We start from the raw sequence: 15951 nt of genomic DNA, 5'->3' as shown, positions 1-15951 counted from the left end.
CTTTAGGACAGGCAGCAATCCACTGTCCTGAATAACCAGCCTGAATCTGACGGCCGGAAGTTTCAAATACCCATGCCATTTCAGGTTCATCACCAAACCACATAAGTCCCTTACAGCGGATAATGTTTCTTGGCCATTTATTTGCAAATTCATCAAGTTTTACGCGGTCAAAAGGCTTTCTGCGCATGTAGATAAAAGTACCGATTCCGTATTCATCTTCACTTTCTCCTTCGTGGCGGTGTTCATGATGATGATGGTGGTGGTGACAGTGTTCATCACAATGGTGACCTTCTTCTCCATGAGCCGGATTATGGTCATGGTCATGATCTTCGTCATGATCATCGTGGTGATGTTCATGTTCATGTTCATCTTCGTCATGGTCTTCGTGATGATGATGTTCATGTTCATCTTCATCATGGTCTTCATCTTCTGAAAGTTTTTTACACCAGCCGGCAGAAGAGTATACTTCATCAAAATCAAAGCTTCCTGTTGAAAGGATTTCTGCTACAGGAACATCTCCATGAGAAGTTTCAATAACCTTTACTCCAGGGTGAAGGACTTCAATAACCTTGCGTACCTTTTTAAATTCATCTTCAGATACAAGGTCTTTCTTATTGATAATAAGGGTTGAACAGAATTCAATCTGCTGAACAAGAAGACTTTCAATATCTTCTTCTCCAATATCGTCTTTATGAAGAAGCTTGTCTCCACCGGCAAATTCATCTACAAGACGGGCTGCATCAACAACACCTACAACATTATCAACAACACCATTTCTAATAGTCTGGAGTTCCTGAGCAATTGGCATAGGTTCACAAACACCGGAAGCTTCAATCATAATGTAATCAAACTTACCGCTTTTAATAATGTTTTCTATATTCTGAGAAAGCTGACTCTTAAGGGTACAGCAGATACAGCCGTTTGTAAGAGGAACAATTGAACTTGTATCAGTAATTTTTGCTCCGTCTGCAATAAGTTTTGCATCAACATTAACTTCACCGATATCGTTTACGATAACAGCAACCTTATAACCCTGCTGGTTTGTAAGAACCTTGTTCATTAAAGTTGTTTTTCCGGCACCAAGATAACCGCACAAAAGTGTAATTGGTGTTAATTTTTTTGCCATAAAATGCCTCTTATATAATTCAATATGAGAGTCCATAAAGGACAGTCTTCGCCTAATAAAATACTAAAAATAATAAAAATTGTACACATAGAAATTCCTGGAGAAACACATATATATAGAAAGATTTTGCATGACTACTTCAAAAAAGGGGGCTTTATGTGGTATATTCTGCCCCATGAGAGAGATATGCTATAAATGTTTCAGGCCTAAATCCAGCTGCTACTGCAAGTACACAGCCCCGGTTAATTGCAATGTAAAATTTGTATTCCTCATGCATCCAAAAGAAGCCAGGCGCCAGAGAACGGGAACAGGAAGACTTGCATCCCTCTGCCTGCCGGACAGCGAAATTATTACCGGAATTGACTTTACTAAAAACGAAAGGCTCTGCAGTCTCCTGAAAGACCCGGCTTACTACCCTGTTCTTCTTTATCCGGGAGAAGATGCCCATACAGCTTCAAGTCCTTCATTAAAGGAAAACCTTACTGATAAAAAACTTCTTGTAATCATTATAGATTCAACCTGGTTCTGTTCAAAAAAAATGTTACGTTACAGTACCAATGTAAGCAGCCTTCCAAAATTTTCTTTTTACGGAAAATACAAAAGCATTTTTACCTTTAAGCATGAACCTTCGGAATACTGCATATCTACCATAGAATCCTGCTACTACCTGATTAAGGAACTTCAGGAAAACCAGCTTGCACCAGCAGAAGCAGACCCTGAACCCCTTCTTACAGTCTTTAAGAAAATGATTCAGTTTCAGCTTGAAAAAGAAAACGAAAGAATTGAATCAGGGCTCCCTGGAACACATGCCTATGACATGTACTACACAAAAAAGAAGGAAATTCCTGATTTTCTTAAGGAATAGCTAAGTTCAAGTTCAATATTGAAACTTCTTCATCAGTAAAGTATCATAGAATTTATAACTTATATTCGAGGTAAAAGATGGATACTCTTTCAGTCGGAATCATTGGAGCCGGAGCATGGGGAACGGCATTAGGAACAGCCCTTGCAGAAGGCGGACACAAAGTTCAGTTGTGGGCAATGGAAGATGATGTAGTAGAATCGATTAACAAAGAACACGAAAACAAGCGCTATCTTGCAGGATATAAACTGAATGACAGTGTTACATGCTGTCAGGACATAAAAAAAGTTGCAGAAGATAAAGATGTACTTATTCTTGCAACACCTTCACTTTACCTTGCTTCTACAATCAGCCGCTTTACAGACGTTAAGAACATTCAGGACGGTAAGACAATTATCGCTTCAATTACAAAAGGTTTTGTTCCTTCAGATGACATTCCTCATTTTGTACTTGAAACAATGGAAGCAGCCCTTCCACAGTGTTACAGGGACTGTACTGTTTACATTGCAGGTCCAAGCCACGCAGAAGAAGTTGCTTTAGGTAAGATTACCGGCCTTATCGCAGCAAGTAACCATCACCGTAATGCAATTAAAGTTCGCGACATGCTCAGGGCAGTTCCTGGTCTTATGGCTTACGCTTCTTTTGATACAATCGGTGTTCAGGTATGTGCAGCCGTAAAGAACGTAATTGCAGTTGTATACGGAAGTATGGATGCCCTTGCAGAAACTTCAGAAATCTTCGGAGACAATACAGAAAGTCTCCTTATGGCAGCAGGCCTTAACGAAATCCAGCAGATTGGTTTTGCCATGGGTGCTACTCATGCTGCTACATTTACTTCAATAAGCGGTGTAGGAGACCTGGACGTTACCTGTAAGTCTAAATTCGGCCGTAACAGAAAATTCGGACAGGATCTTATTAAAACCGACATGATGGAACGTTTCTCTAATCTGGACGATCTTATTGCCAACATTAAAAAGGTTGGATATCTTCCTGAAGGTGCAATTGCCTGCAAGTACGTACATCAGATTGCAGAAAAGAAGAACCTTAAACTTCCTATCTGTAATGCCCTTTATGAAGTACTTAACAAGGAAAAGACACCGGAACAGTGCCTTAAAGACCTTGTAAACGGTAAAAAATACTAACAGTAAAAAATAACGACTTAAGGAAATCGCAAAATGCTTGAAAAAATCACCGGAACATTCAGTTCTATAGTAAAAACACTGAGCGGAAACTCAAAGATTACTGAGAAAAACATTGAGGATACCGTAGAACAGATTAAAATGGCCCTTCTTGAGGCAGACGTAAACCTTCGTGTTGTACGTCGCTTTGTTAATGCAACAATAGAAGAAGCCAAAGGTGAAAAAGTACTTAAAGCCGTAGATCCAGGCCAGCAGTTTGTAAAAATAATCCATGACAGGATTGTTTCCATGCTGGGAGATACAAAAACTGACCTTAACTTAAAGGGACCGGATACCCAGAGCGTTATACTTTTCCTTGGTCTTCAGGGTGCCGGTAAAACTACAGCAGCTCATAAACTTGCAGCCCGTCTTAAGAAAGAAGGAAGAAAACCACTCCTTGCAGCATGTGACCTTGTTCGTCCGGCAGCTATTGAACAGCTTTGCGTTCTCGGACAGAAGATCGATGTTCCTGTTTATAAGGAAGACGGAGCTAAGGATGCCGTAAAAGTTGCAAAAAATGCCATTGATTATGCAAAAAAGAACGGTCTCGATACAGTAATTGTAGATACAGCCGGTCGTCTTCAGATTGATGAAGACATGATGAAGGAACTTGTAGAAATCAAGAAAAAGACTTCTCCTTCTGAAACAATTCTTGTTGCTGATTCAATGACTGGTCAGAATGCTGTAGATATTGCAAAGAGCTTTGATGAACAGCTGGGTATTACAGGTGTTATTCTTACCAAATTTGACTCTGACGCAAGAGGTGGTGCTGCCCTTTCACTTAAAACAATTACCGGAAAGCCTATCCTCTTTATTGGTACAGGTGAAAAAACTGACGACTTTGAACAGTTCCATCCGGACCGTATCGCCAGCAGAATCCTTGGCATGGGTGATATCGTTTCCCTTGTTGAAAAGGCACAGGAAACAGTGGACCAGGAAGCTGCAATTAAAATGCAGAAAAAGATGGCCCGCAATGAATTTACCCTGCAGGACATGCTTGAACAGTTTGAATCAGTAGAAAAAATGGGAAGCGTATCTAAAATCGTACAGATGCTTCCTGGAATGAGCAATTTTGATGAAAGCATGATTGATAAGGCAGGAATAAAGCACCAGAAAGCCATTATTCAGAGTATGACTTATAAGGAACGCCTTAATCACCTGATTATCGGACCTTCAAGAAGAAAACGTATTGCAAAAGGAAGCGGTACTTCTGTTCAGGAAGTAAACAAGCTTATCAAGCAGTTTGAAAAAACAAAGCTTACAATGAAAAAGCTTACAAGAAACCGTGGAATGCAGGCAAAAATGATGCAGCAGATGAGCGGTATGGATTTAAGCCAGCTTGGAAACATGCAGCTTCCAAAGGGCTTTCACTTCTAATAAAGGCGTAAAATAAAAGCCTGTAAAAAATAAGGGCAGAAATGAAGCTTATCCTGAAAAAGTCTTCATTCCTGCCCTTTTTATATTTACCGGTGCATCATTTTTATAAATCTAAAGTAAAAATTCCTTTATCGGACTATTTTACCACAAGAAGGGATGCTTCCTTACCCTCATTACTGTAGCAGCGTTCAGGATTGGTTTTATCTACAAAAGATTTAATTCCTGAATAGTAGCAGTACTGGTAGGTTCCAGGGGGAAGAGCCAGATCCAGCTGATAAAGACCGGGACTTACTTCCTTAAGCTCATAAATCCAGCTGTCCCAGTTGGTAAAACTGCCCCCAAGACGTATATGACGGCCGGATTCACCCTTATAAACAAACCTGACGGTACCGGAAGCCTTTTCTTCCGTAATTTCAGGTATTTCCCTGCCTGCATCAAACACAGAAAGCATAAGGTTTGAGTCCGGATCAAAGACTGAATTTGAATTAAGGGGGTCCATAGTCCATAAACCGTCAATTACAAGGCGGTATTTAAATTCCTGAACATTTTTTGGCAGTTCCAGAACGTAAAAGTAAAAGCTGCTGGTTACGTTATTAAACTCATCCTTCATTACTTTTTTGGAAAATGAATGAATCTGGGAAAAGTTTTCGTAATCCAGGGCAATTCCTACATGGCGGGCATCTTCCCTGGCTGTAAAAATTACGCTGTTTCCTGACAGATAGGGTTCCTGAACACTGTCAATCTGAGACACAAGTATTGAATAATTCCACTTTTCTTCATCTGAACTGGCAAAAGAGACAGCTGCCAGTGCAAAAAACATAGTTAAAACTGCAATATGCTTTCTCATACTTTTATTGTCGGAAACTGAACATAAGTATTTAAAAAAAAAATAGCATTCCGATAAGTAATATAACGGGCTTTATGCACATTGAAAAAAAGCCCTTTTGCGGAGTATAATCATAAAGAAATGCCAGGATTAAGCCAGCTTCAGAAGTTAAACTCAGACTTATTAAATCTCGGAGACGAAGTCAAAATTCGTGCAGCCCGCAGTGAAAAAGCTGTAACTGTACCTATTCCACGTACAATCGAAGATACCGATGACTCAGAAGACTTTAAATTTGGTCTTCCTGTACTTTCTGAAGAAGACCAGGCTCAGGCAGATGCCGCAGCTGCAGAACTGGAAAAAGAAGCAAATGACTTTTCTGACTTTTTAGGGGACGAAAAAGAAGAATCCGATTCACCTGCAGAAACAAAATCCAGTGAACCCTCTGCTCCTGATATGTCTGACATTATCGGGCCTTCTGCAGATCTTGATTTTGGAGACCTGGACTTAAGTGAATTTGAAGAGCCGGAACCTCCAAAGGAACCGGAACCGCCTAAAGAAATACCAATCGAAGACTTAGACCTGGATGCCCTTCTTGCACCAAGAGCAAAACCGGAACCAGAGCCAGCCCCTCTTCCTAAGGCAAAAAAGCCTGCCAGACCGGCTAAACCTTTAAGACCTACATCTGCTCCTGCCAGTGTTCCTGACAGCGATGAAGAAACAGATGCCCTCCTGGATTCAATCCTTGGGAACTCAGCGAATAATACGGCTGCAGATGATGAGCTGGGAGCAATGGAAGAACTTCCTGAACTGGAAGATCTGGGACTTGCAGAAGAAATTCCTGAAGCAGAAGCAATTCCAGAAGCAATTCCAGAAGCAATTCCAGAAGCAGAAGCAATTCCTGCAGAAGAAAATACCAGAGAAACAGCAGCCCCTGAACAGGCAGATGACAGTATTCCATCCCCAGCCAGTGACTTTGACACTTCAGCTTTTGAAAGCTTTGACCTTGATGATACGGGAGCAGATTCAAATGCTGTTTCAAATGCAGAAACTGCTGCCCTTTTTGAAAACTTTGATCTGGAAGCAGAAAATTCAGCTCCTCTTTCTGACAGTGAAGCCCCTTCTGACTCTGGTGATATTCCTGACATGGGAGATATTCCTGATTTTTCAGAAAGTGATGCTTCTGCAAATATTCCGGAAGCTTCAGATACAGCAGCAAGCCCGGATATTCCTGATATGGGAGACCTTCCTGATTTCTCAGATATCCCTGACACTACAGACACAACAGGCCTTTCTGACATACCTGATATTACGGACATAAGTGAAAGCCCTGAAACCGGAGAAAATAAAGCAGAAGAAAACCAGGATTTTGCTGCAGACGAAAACAATCCTTTTTCTGAATTCGACCTTGAAGAAAAACCACAGGCAGATCTTTCTGATGCCATAAACATGAATGAAGGACTTCCAAGTGAATATGCAGAAATTCCTGAAAGCCCTGTAAATACAAGTACCCCTGACACATCTGACTTACCGGATATGAGTGATCTTCCTGATATGTCAGACTTACCGGATATGTCCCAGGATTCAGCAGCTTTTGAAGAAGGAAGTTCAGAAAAAGAAACTTCTGATGCAGCTTCTGATACTCCTTCAGATCAGACCGGTGGAATGGCAGCTGATGATTTTTCACTTCCAGACTTTAACGACATATCAGATTCCGGCACTTCCCTTCCTGACTTTGATATGCCTGCAGGGGACAGTCAGGGAGAAGACCTTACACCAAATAAACTTGCTGATGACAGTACTACACCGCCTGATATAGGAGACATGTTCTCTTCCGGCAGTGGTGATGATTTTACTGTAACAAACTATGAAGGTGGCTTTGACGGAAGACCTGTTGCCCCTCCTGATGAAACAGACACAGTTCCAGATGAAGATGATTCACCTGCAGAAACCTTTGATACTTCTGCAATGGAAGGCCTGGACTTTTCCAACGAAGAAAACACAGGAATGCCTTCTGACTTTGAACTGGGCAATGTAACTACAACAGAAAGCGATGATGACATCTTTAACATTCCGGGCTTTTCTGACACAGTAACTGCTGACCTGTCAAAGAAACCAAGGGAAATCCATCCTGCTACTCCGGAAGAAGATGAATCCGGTAAACCTAAAAACTCATTTACAGATGCTGAATATCAGAAATTCCAGAAGAATCTTGCCAGCTATCCTCTTAACGTAAGGATTGCCCTGGAAGACCTGGTTGTTAAAAACGAATTTACTGATGACGCAGTATTTGAAATACTTGAAAAGGTACTTCGCAAAGTTCCTGCAAGAACCCTTGCTGCTGAACTTGAAAAGATGATGGACATTCATCTTGATGTACCAAGAGATTTTGAACACCGCAGTGCAGCAGAATATGCAGCCTACAAGCAGTCCCTGGAATATCAGCTTAAAAACAGAATCATTCCTGGGGCAATTATAAGTACAGCAGCTGCCATACTTATCTTCTGTATCTTTGTACTTACAAATACCTTTATTTATAAACCTGTAAAGGCATGGACCCTTTACAGACAGGGTCTGGCACTTATTAATGAAGAACAGTATCCGCTTTCTGAAGACAGATTCAATCAGGCTCTTGTATATAATCCGGACAAGGACTGGTTCTTTACCTATGCTCAGGCTTACAGAAAGCACAGGCAGTATGACAGGGCCAGAATGATGTACAATGCAATCCTCCAGCGCTACGACCATGACAAAAACGCCGGCATTCAGTGGGCAGAAATGGAACTGGAAGACCTGTACAACTATGAAGAAGCAGAACGTATCCTTAAAAAAGATGTACTTGTTTACAATATAAATGACAAGGATGCAATTCTTCTTTTGGGAGATACCTATCTTGACTGGGCAACAGAAAAAGACCCTGCCCAGTATGATAATGCCCTTGAACAGTATAACCGCTACGAATACTTCCACGGTGCTACAGACGACTGTGAAAAAAGAAAGATGCGCTATTACATCCGAACTGATGACCTTCATACAGTACTGGAATATAAGGAACACTTCTCAAATAAGCATCACGACAAGGCTTTAGGTTCCAGAGACCTTACTGAACTCAGCGGCTACCTTCTTGATAAAAGATACGGAAAGCTTAAGCCTGCAGAAGAAAGCCTCAGGGGCTATATCGATAATCTCCGCGGTCTTCTTGAAAAGGCTGTTGATGCAGATGAAAGCAACCCGATTGCCCTTTACAATTACGGCCGTTACTTTGTTGCTACTAAAAACGAAACAGCAGCTACAGGTATACTTACTCATGCAGAAAAGGCTTTTGAAAAACAGAAGAGGCGCAATAAGAGGGATACATATAAATACATAGACAATTACCGTCTTCTTGGTGAACAGTACGTCCTTCAGCGTGACTTCCAGATTGCAGAAGAAAAATATGCAAAGGGAATCGATATTTATGAAAATGAACATCGCTCCAGCAATTTTGAAAGCACGGAAAACATAGGACACCTTTACGCTGACTATGCAGACCTTAATTACTTTATTGCCCAGGATTATGACACTGCCCTTACAAATTATGTTTCTGCAGTAGATAATAAATATGACAATTCAGAAGTAAGGTACAAGATTGGTTATATCAATTACTCAAAACAGAAGTATCCGGAAGCTTTAGGTTCATTTATAAAGAGTCACGAAACAAATGCTGATGATACTCATCTTCTTCTTGCCCTTGCAAATACTCTTGCACAGAATTCAGACTACTATGTTGCAAAGGGATATTACGAAAGACTTATTAAGCTTTTGAATGCCCAGAGAATGAAGTGGGGAGAACTTTTCCCTCAGACAAGAGATGACCAGAATGATATTGCAGATACTTATATGAAGGCTACCAACAATCTTGGTGTAATACTTTCAAGAACTGCATCTCAAACCGGAGACTCTGAACTTAACGGTCAGGCTATCGTTAACTTCCAGGAAAGTCTCAGGGCATGGGATTCCCTTACAAGAAATCAGAAGACTATGATAAGGATGGAAGGTTCAAACCTTGCTGAACAGAACATTAAGTATCTTATTAATGATTATGCAGTTTACGAACCTGAAATCTATACAGAAATACCACGTACCCTTACAACAGAAACGGAGATTAAATGATTTTCAGAAGACGGCTTGACGGTATTGTTTCCAGACAAAGAATAAATCTTATTACCAAGGAAATATTCCGCAAGTCAATTCATCTGTGCAGTGCAACGATTCCTTTTCTCCTTAAGGCAGCTTACTGGCCTGTCTTAATTCTTCTGTGTTCCGCAGTAATCTTTTACAGTGTTTGTGAATTCCTGAGGCTTAAAGGACACACCGTTCCACTTATTACGGAAATAACAAATGCAGCTGCAAGAAAAAGGGATGAAAACAAATTTGTAAAGGGACCTGTTACCCTGTGTACGGGAATTATTATTACTGCCCTGCTCTTTGATCCTGTAAGTGCCGCTGTAGGAATACTGGCCCTTTCTTTTGGAGACGGACTTGCAAGTCTTTGCGGTAAGCTTTTTGGAAGGGTAACAATTCCATTTACAGAAGGAAAAACTGTTGCAGGCAGCCTTTCCTGCTTTACTGCCATATATATAAGCTGTGCTGCTGTATGTCAGATTTACGGAATTGCTGGAGCAGGAAGAGCCCTTGTAATTGCAGGTGCAGGAATGCTTATAGAAGTTATGCCTATAAAAGACATGGACAACATACTTATTCCAATTCTTCTGGCAGGACTCTTTTCTGTTTTATAATTCTTTTTATCTCCACTTATAAAGATTGTGAAGAGCGCTCATGTAAAAGACATTTCCAAAAGCAAAAAATGCTGAACCGGAAATAAAGGAAATATAGTTGTCACTTCCGCAGAGAATAAAATAACCGGTGCTTAAAATTAAAAGTCCAATCATTACCCTGATATAATCAGAAGAGCCCTTACTGAAGGCATTCCAGGCAGGAACTGTAAGGGAAGCAAGAACAAGTATTACCCTTACTGCAGAAAGAATTGGAGAAAATCCCCAGCCTAAAGTAAGTATGGAAGTACGGATTTCTGTATTAAGGGGATAAAAAACTCCCATGATTGTAGAAATAAGGACAAGAATCAAAACATTCCTGAGGATATTCTGCCTCTGGTCCCATTCATTAAAGACAGTAGAAAAAAGAAGGCTTAAAGGAGCAAGGATTCTGCTGGAAACTGTAAGTCTTGTTATAACTTCAAGGGAAAAACGGTTTCCCTGAATATCAGGCATGGAAGCAAGATAAAGCCTCTGCTGTTCCATAAAAATAGCAATAATAAATACAATAAAGAAAACTACTTCAAGAGCCTGAGTCTTTTCAAAAATCCTTAAAAGAAGAAAACTTTCTATAGCGGCAGAAAAGGAAAAGACAAGAATGGAAAGGCATGTTGGTGTAATATCCGGACTTGTAAATCTGTCAAAGCTGAAAATATAGACATTTCTTACTATATCACCTTCAGGAAAAGTTATAAGATTCCTGGCGGCATAAAAAATATAAAATAAAACATTGGATAAAAAGAATAAGATTGTAATAACATTTATAAAAATTAATATTCGGTTTCTTGAATTAAGGGTCATAATATAAAGATAAAACATGAAAACCTTTTAGTAAAGACTTAAAGCAATGCTTAAAAAATGCCTTAAATAAAGCCTTAATCCCTGCAAATAAAAGTATAAAGTCATTTTTTTATATTCCGATAAGTAAATAGAGACCTTTTCGGGAGGCAGAGGACATGAAAAGATTTTTGATGATTGCAGCAGCTGCCATGATTTCTTTAACGGTATATGCCGGAGATGCAGCTGTTTATGAAGACCTTGGATTTTCTGAAGACGGAAAAACCTATATTTTTGCACAGTACGGAAAAACAGATAAAGACTTTCAGGGTTGGGCAGAAATTTACACTGTTGATGTAGAAAAAAACAACTATGTTAAAAATGAAGTATACAAAACAAATCCAAAGGATCTTTCAAAAGATGCATCCGGTAAACAGGCCTTTAATTCCCTTATGAATAAAACCCTGTGGAAGAGATGCAAATACAATGCAAAACCTGCAAATGCTGCAGAACTCTTATACCTGAGGGAAGCAGAAAACAAAGGACCTACTGATGAAATTGTATTCAGAAATTTTGACAGTGGTGTTGAAGTAATTTACAAAATTAAACTGATTCCGGAATATGAGGGAAAGGGTAAAAATGTCCGCTCCAAGTATTACATCAATGTTACAATGACAGACAAGGACGGAAATACTCTTAATCAGTGGAAGGTGGGAACCCCGGACCTTAAAAGAAAAGGAATCACTTCTTACCTTATAGACAGGATCTTTACCAGCAAAGACAAAAAGAGTCTTGTTATTGTTGTTCAGAAGACTCTGGAAGACGACAAAGGCACATCAATCCGTTACATGGTAGAGACCCTGAAGTTCTAGAATATGTCTGAATAAAAAATTCAGAACTTATGCCGGAAAGCAGCTTCATTGAAATAACTTTCAGTGAGGCTGTTTTTTTTATTTTAAATTTTTTTATTTTTTTTCTTCATTTTTTTGTTCTTTTTTGCATGGCGATGAAAATATATATACAGGAGACAATAAAAATGAAATCATTAAAAACATTTACCCTTAAAACTTTACTGCCGGCTGTTGCCATGATTACCCTTGTTCTTGCAGTTATAACCCCGGCAGGATGTCATTCTGTATCTGAAGGACTTAATTTTATAGAAGGTGATTTTACCCTTCCCAAGATTCAGGCCTTTTTACTTACAGGTTCTGCCAGTGCAGAAATTGCCTTTACAAAAGAAGTAGTTTCCCTGGAAACAGAAATATTTTCTAAAAATAATCCGGAAGAATCCTTTAGGGCATCTACCTTTTTTGATTCAGCTACAAATACAGCCCTTTTAAACTTTAACCAGAAAACCTTAACAGGCTGCAGCTATATTATTGAAGGAATTGCTAAAGACAAGGGAGGAAACTCCGTTAATTTCAGCATTCCCTTTACAGGATGGAACGACAGCCCTGCCCTTCTTGCCTTAAGTGAAGTAAGAAATGCCTATGGCAGTGTAAAGCAGGATGGCTCTTCAATTCATAAAACGGAATTTGCAGAAGTCTATGTATTAAAGGAAGGAAACCTTAGCGGCCTTGAACTTTACAGTCTTTGTGACGGAGAAGAAAAAAAATATTCATTTCCACCAATAGATGTAAAAAAAGGTGAATACATAACAGTTCACATGAGAAAGCCAGAGAAATCTACTTCCTGTCCCTTTGACGAAGAAGGTGCCCTGGATGAACTTAAAGAAGACCTGACCCTGGCTACAAGAATAGACAGCAATTCAGGAGCAAGGGATTTATGGTTTGACAATACAAAGGCTGTTTTTGCAGATTCTGACATAATCATGATAAGGGACTCAAATAAAATATATGACTGCCTTTACTACAGCAAAAGTACTTTTGAAGGATTTGAAGGTGACAAAAAAATTCTTGCGGATAAAATTCTTTCTGAAGGAATATGGAAGGGAGAAGCTCTTTCTTCTGATAACATAAGTACGGGAGCCTGTAAAAGAAGTTTTTCAAGACAGAACCTTGATGAAATAATTCAAAAAGGAAGCTGTGATAATAAGAAGGATGTATGGATGATAACTGCAGACAGCGGTTCAGGAAAAAAGAAAGTTACGGGAGTGACTCCGGGCTATAAAAACTCCTCCAGTCCTTACTTAAAATAAACTTCAAAATACGGCCTTATAGACGAGAAAGCTGTTTTTTGGCATAATTTTTGCCACTATGAGTACAAGATGTTTTACAATGTTAAAGCCTGGTATCTTAAACCGCAGGCTTGTAGGCGAAGTTATCAGTCGCCTTGAAAAAAAAGGCCTTAAACTTGTTGGCCTTAAGCTGATGAATATCAGCACAGAACTTGCAGAGGAACATTATGCAGAACACAAGGGCAAGCCTTTCTATGATCCTCTTGTTGACTACATTACAAGTGGTCCTGTTGTTGCAATGGTATGGCAGGGAGATGATTGTGTTACCCTGGTAAGAAAACTTGCAGGTTCTACAAAACCGTCTGACGCTCAGCCGGGAACAATCCGCGGAGACTTCTGCGTTCATACTTCTAACAATGTTATTCATGCCAGTGATAGTGATGAAAGTGCAAACCGCGAAATCAACCTTTTCTTCAAACCGGAAGAACTTATCGACTGGGAAGATCAGGCTGCACTCTGGTACTAAAAAGATACTGCAGATTAAAAAAGACTTTCAGGAAGCTATTGTATGGCTTTACCTGAAAGTCTTTTTTTTTATTTTTTTGAAGTTTTTGTTTTTGCTTTTGCTTTTGCAGTGGATTTTGTTTTTGCAGCTGCCTTTGATTTAGCAGAAGCTGTCTTTGTTTTTGCGGCAGCTGTCTTTGATTTAGCAGAAGCTGTCTTTGTTTTTGCATCAGCTTTTGCTTTAACTGCTGTTTTTTTAGAAGAAGCAGTGCTTTTTTTTGCAGCTGACTTTTTATCTTCTGCCTTTTCCTTAGAAGAAGGACGGCCGCCCTTTTTTCCGTTCTGTCTGGCGGTTTCTGCCTTAAGGGGGCTGGTTTTACTTCCTAAAATTCTGGCTCCGATTTTTCCGTCTACATCAATATTCTGAAGCAGCCACTTTTTCATTTCTTTATGGGAGAGTTCATTAATGGAGGCTATTTCGTTTATAAGAACTTCTGCAAAATCCAGCCTGATACCTACGTTACGTTCAAGATAAGGATTGGATGTTTCTGCCGCAGCTTTTTTAATTTTTTTAAGTCCGTTAATGGCACTTCTGCAGGATGAAGAAATCTGTTCAAGAAGACTTGTTTCATCGTTTTTAATGGAAAAATTTTCCCTGTATTCTGCAAGAGCTTTTTTTATGTGGGGATGCCTGTCGGTAAGATCATATTCCTTTGCATCACCAATAGTTGACAAAAGCAAGGTCAAATTTGAATCAACAATATTAAGATCAAAAAGTTCAGCTGATGATGCTATTCCGGAGGTCTCCAGTCTGGAAATCTTATTCTCTACATAATCAAGTAATACCTTTAATTCCTTAACTTCTACTTTCATATTTAAACCTTATAACTAAAAAGCTCTTTTTGCAAACAGAAGAGGACTAAAGATAAAAAATATTTCTCTTTAAAATAAAGGTTAGGTTAGGCTAACTCTAAATAAAATAAGGAATTAGGTGAAAAAGTTTTAATAAGGTTATATAATTTCAGTTATGAAAATTCACACATTTAAAGGCGGAATACATCCGCGGGAAATGAAGGAGCTTTCAAATCGATGTGCAATCACACCGTATTTTCCTTCCAGTAAAACAGTAACCATACCTGTCACTATGGGCGGTGCACCAAATACACCTCTTGTTAAGGCAGGAGATTTAGTCAGCAGAGGACAAATAATTGCAGACGGAGACAAGCCAATGAACTGTCCCGTACATTCATCTGTTTCCGGGAAAGTAAAAAAAATACAGAACTGTCTTGTAACAGGAAACCTTCAGGTTCCATGTATTATAATAGAAGCAGATGATGAAAACCGCTGTACCTTTATGGATCCTCTTGATCCTTTTACATGCGAAACAGAAACTGCCCTTAAACGCATAAGGGATGCAGGAATTACCGGTATGGGTGGTGCCAGCTTCCCTGTTCATATAAAACTTAACCCTCCTGCAGATAAAGAAATTCTTTACGTTCTTGTAAATGCTGCAGAATGTGAACCCTACCTTACCTGTGATGAAAGAACCATGCAGGAAAGTCCTGAAAAAGTAATTGACGGTCTTGCAATTGTTTTAAAACACACCGGCGCTCAGGGAGTTATTGCCCTTGAAGACAACAAGGCCTATATAAAACCTCTTCTGGAAAAAGAAATTGAAGCTAAGGGATATGGTGATGACATGAGTGTATGCCTTGTAAAAACCAAATATCCTCAGGGGGCAGAAAAGTTTATAGTATCTGCCTGTGTGGGAGTAGAGATTCCCTCAGGAAAACTTCCAGCAGATGCCGGCTGTATAATTTCTAACGTTGGAACAGTATGTGCCATAAGTGATGCCTTCAGACTGGGAATGCCTCTTATTGAACGTTCCCTTACAATTTCCGGAGGAGCTGTAAAAAGTCCATGCAATGTCAGGGTACCTCTTGGAACTCTTGTAAGTGACATAGTAAAGGATAATGTTAAGGACGACTGTGCAAAAATAATTTCCGGCGGACCTATGATGGGCTTTGCCATGAGCAGCACTGAATTTCCTGTTGCAAAAGGAACCAGTGGCGTTACCTTCCTTACAGAAAAAGAAACCTACCTTACAAACGAAAACCAGTGCATAGGATGCGGAAGATGTGTTGCTACCTGTGCAATGCATTTAAGTCCTGTACTTATTCTCAGGGAACTTGATGCAGGTAATATTGATAAGGCAAAGAGATTTGGACTTATGGATTGTATTGAATGCGGATGCTGTGCCTTTGTATGTCCTGCAAATATCCGTCTTGTACAGAGAGTAAGGCTTGGAAAAGCCATTGTCCGTTCTCAGATGGTAAGAAAATAAAAGGGAGTA

General features: G+C 39.6%; 13 protein-coding genes. 9 read left to right on the top strand and 4 right to left on the bottom strand.

All coding sequences use genetic code 11. From position 1 onward, the window contains the following. Nucleotides 1–1126, bottom strand: a 1126-nt coding sequence (locus K6D58_RS00635) for a CobW family GTP-binding protein (protein ID WP_296826502.1), incomplete at its 3' end; no start/stop codon positions are given. A gap of 175 nt (nt 1127–1301) precedes the next feature. Here K6D58_RS00635 and K6D58_RS00630 point away from each other — a divergent pair. The 3 genes from K6D58_RS00630 to ffh all read left to right on the top strand — a co-directional run bounded on the left by K6D58_RS00630 (nt 1302) and on the right by ffh (nt 4543). After that, nucleotides 1302–1991, top strand: coding sequence for a tRNA-uridine aminocarboxypropyltransferase (locus K6D58_RS00630; protein WP_296826500.1), 690 nt, complete (start codon nt 1302–1304; stop codon nt 1989–1991). A 77-nt stretch (nt 1992–2068) separates the two neighbouring features. Then, complete coding sequence (locus tag K6D58_RS00625; RefSeq protein ID WP_296826499.1) at nt 2069–3130, top strand: NAD(P)H-dependent glycerol-3-phosphate dehydrogenase; 1062 nt, start codon at nt 2069–2071, stop codon at nt 3128–3130. 33 nt (nt 3131–3163) lie between these two features. Further along, a complete protein-coding gene (gene ffh, locus K6D58_RS00620) occupies nt 3164–4543 on the top strand; it encodes a signal recognition particle protein (protein WP_296826497.1) in 1380 nt (459 codons plus the stop codon). Nucleotides 4544–4679: 136 nt separating this feature from the next. On the opposite strand, the gene K6D58_RS00615 is transcribed toward ffh, so the two are convergent. Beyond that, on the bottom strand, nt 4680–5390 hold the full coding sequence (locus tag K6D58_RS00615) for a glycogen-binding domain-containing protein (RefSeq protein WP_296826495.1): 711 nt from the start codon (nt 5388–5390) through the stop codon (nt 4680–4682). A 120-nt stretch (nt 5391–5510) separates the two neighbouring features. Here K6D58_RS00615 and flcA point away from each other — a divergent pair, with 120 nt between their 5' ends. After that, the gene (gene flcA / locus K6D58_RS00610) at nt 5511–9518 is read left to right on the top strand and encodes a periplasmic flagellar collar protein FlcA (RefSeq protein ID WP_296826493.1); all 4008 of its coding nucleotides are present in this window, start codon (nt 5511–5513) and stop codon (nt 9516–9518) included. Then, complete coding sequence (locus K6D58_RS00605) at nt 9515–10144, top strand: diacylglycerol/polyprenol kinase family protein (protein WP_296826491.1); 630 nt, start codon at nt 9515–9517, stop codon at nt 10142–10144. Before flcA ends, K6D58_RS00605 begins: the two co-directional genes overlap by 4 nt. Nucleotides 10145–10150: 6 nt before the next feature. Here K6D58_RS00605 and K6D58_RS00600 read toward each other — a convergent pair whose 3' ends face one another. After that, nucleotides 10151–10999 (bottom strand): hypothetical protein, encoded by an 849-nt coding sequence (locus tag K6D58_RS00600; protein WP_296826489.1) that lies wholly within the window; start codon nt 10997–10999, stop codon nt 10151–10153. A gap of 137 nt (nt 11000–11136) precedes the next feature. Here K6D58_RS00600 and K6D58_RS00595 point away from each other — a divergent pair, with 137 nt between their 5' ends. The 3 genes from K6D58_RS00595 (at nt 11137) to ndk (ending at nt 13620) form a co-directional block, all read left to right on the top strand. After that, nucleotides 11137–11829, top strand: a complete 693-nt coding sequence (locus K6D58_RS00595) for a DUF2259 domain-containing protein (protein WP_296826487.1) — start codon at nt 11137–11139, stop codon at nt 11827–11829. A 164-nt stretch (nt 11830–11993) separates the two neighbouring features. Continuing rightward, nucleotides 11994–13115 (top strand): lipoprotein TP_1001-related protein, encoded by a 1122-nt coding sequence (locus tag K6D58_RS00590; RefSeq protein WP_296826485.1) that lies wholly within the window; start codon nt 11994–11996, stop codon nt 13113–13115. Between the two features lie 58 nt (nt 13116–13173). Next, the gene (ndk, locus tag K6D58_RS00585) at nt 13174–13620 is read left to right on the top strand and encodes a nucleoside-diphosphate kinase (protein ID WP_296826483.1); all 447 of its coding nucleotides are present in this window, start codon (nt 13174–13176) and stop codon (nt 13618–13620) included. A gap of 68 nt (nt 13621–13688) precedes the next feature. Here ndk and K6D58_RS00580 read toward each other — a convergent pair whose 3' ends face one another. Further along, on the bottom strand, nt 13689–14471 hold the full coding sequence (locus K6D58_RS00580) for a hypothetical protein (RefSeq protein WP_296826481.1): 783 nt from the start codon (nt 14469–14471) through the stop codon (nt 13689–13691). Between the two features lie 154 nt (nt 14472–14625). Between K6D58_RS00580 and rsxC the strand changes: the two genes are divergently transcribed. After that, a complete protein-coding gene (gene rsxC / locus K6D58_RS00575; RefSeq protein ID WP_296826479.1) occupies nt 14626–15942 on the top strand; it encodes an electron transport complex subunit RsxC in 1317 nt (438 codons plus the stop codon). Nucleotides 15943–15951: the final 9 nt, after the last annotated feature.

The sequence above is a fragment of the Treponema sp. genome, from assembly GCF_024696245.1.
Taxonomy (GTDB): Bacteria; Spirochaetota; Spirochaetia; order Treponematales; family Treponemataceae; genus Treponema_D.
Note: the sequence above shows the minus strand (reverse complement) of the source record. Positions and strands in the feature narration are given on the sequence as shown.

Coding starts and splice junctions, on each gene's coding strand:
- K6D58_RS00630 (WP_296826500.1), top strand. CDS start 1,302: ATGAGAGAGATATGCTATAAATGTTTCAGGCCTAAATCCAGCTGCTAC.
- K6D58_RS00625 (WP_296826499.1), top strand. CDS start 2,069: ATGGATACTCTTTCAGTCGGAATCATTGGAGCCGGAGCATGGGGAACG.
- ffh (WP_296826497.1), top strand. CDS start 3,164: ATGCTTGAAAAAATCACCGGAACATTCAGTTCTATAGTAAAAACACTG.
- K6D58_RS00615 (WP_296826495.1), bottom strand. CDS start 5,390: ATGAGAAAGCATATTGCAGTTTTAACTATGTTTTTTGCACTGGCAGCT.
- flcA (WP_296826493.1), top strand. CDS start 5,511: ATGCCAGGATTAAGCCAGCTTCAGAAGTTAAACTCAGACTTATTAAAT.
- K6D58_RS00605 (WP_296826491.1), top strand. CDS start 9,515: ATGATTTTCAGAAGACGGCTTGACGGTATTGTTTCCAGACAAAGAATA.
- K6D58_RS00600 (WP_296826489.1), bottom strand. CDS start 10,999: ATGTTTTATCTTTATATTATGACCCTTAATTCAAGAAACCGAATATTA.
- K6D58_RS00595 (WP_296826487.1), top strand. CDS start 11,137: ATGAAAAGATTTTTGATGATTGCAGCAGCTGCCATGATTTCTTTAACG.
- K6D58_RS00590 (WP_296826485.1), top strand. CDS start 11,994: ATGAAATCATTAAAAACATTTACCCTTAAAACTTTACTGCCGGCTGTT.
- ndk (WP_296826483.1), top strand. CDS start 13,174: ATGAGTACAAGATGTTTTACAATGTTAAAGCCTGGTATCTTAAACCGC.
- K6D58_RS00580 (WP_296826481.1), bottom strand. CDS start 14,471: ATGAAAGTAGAAGTTAAGGAATTAAAGGTATTACTTGATTATGTAGAG.
- rsxC (WP_296826479.1), top strand. CDS start 14,626: ATGAAAATTCACACATTTAAAGGCGGAATACATCCGCGGGAAATGAAG.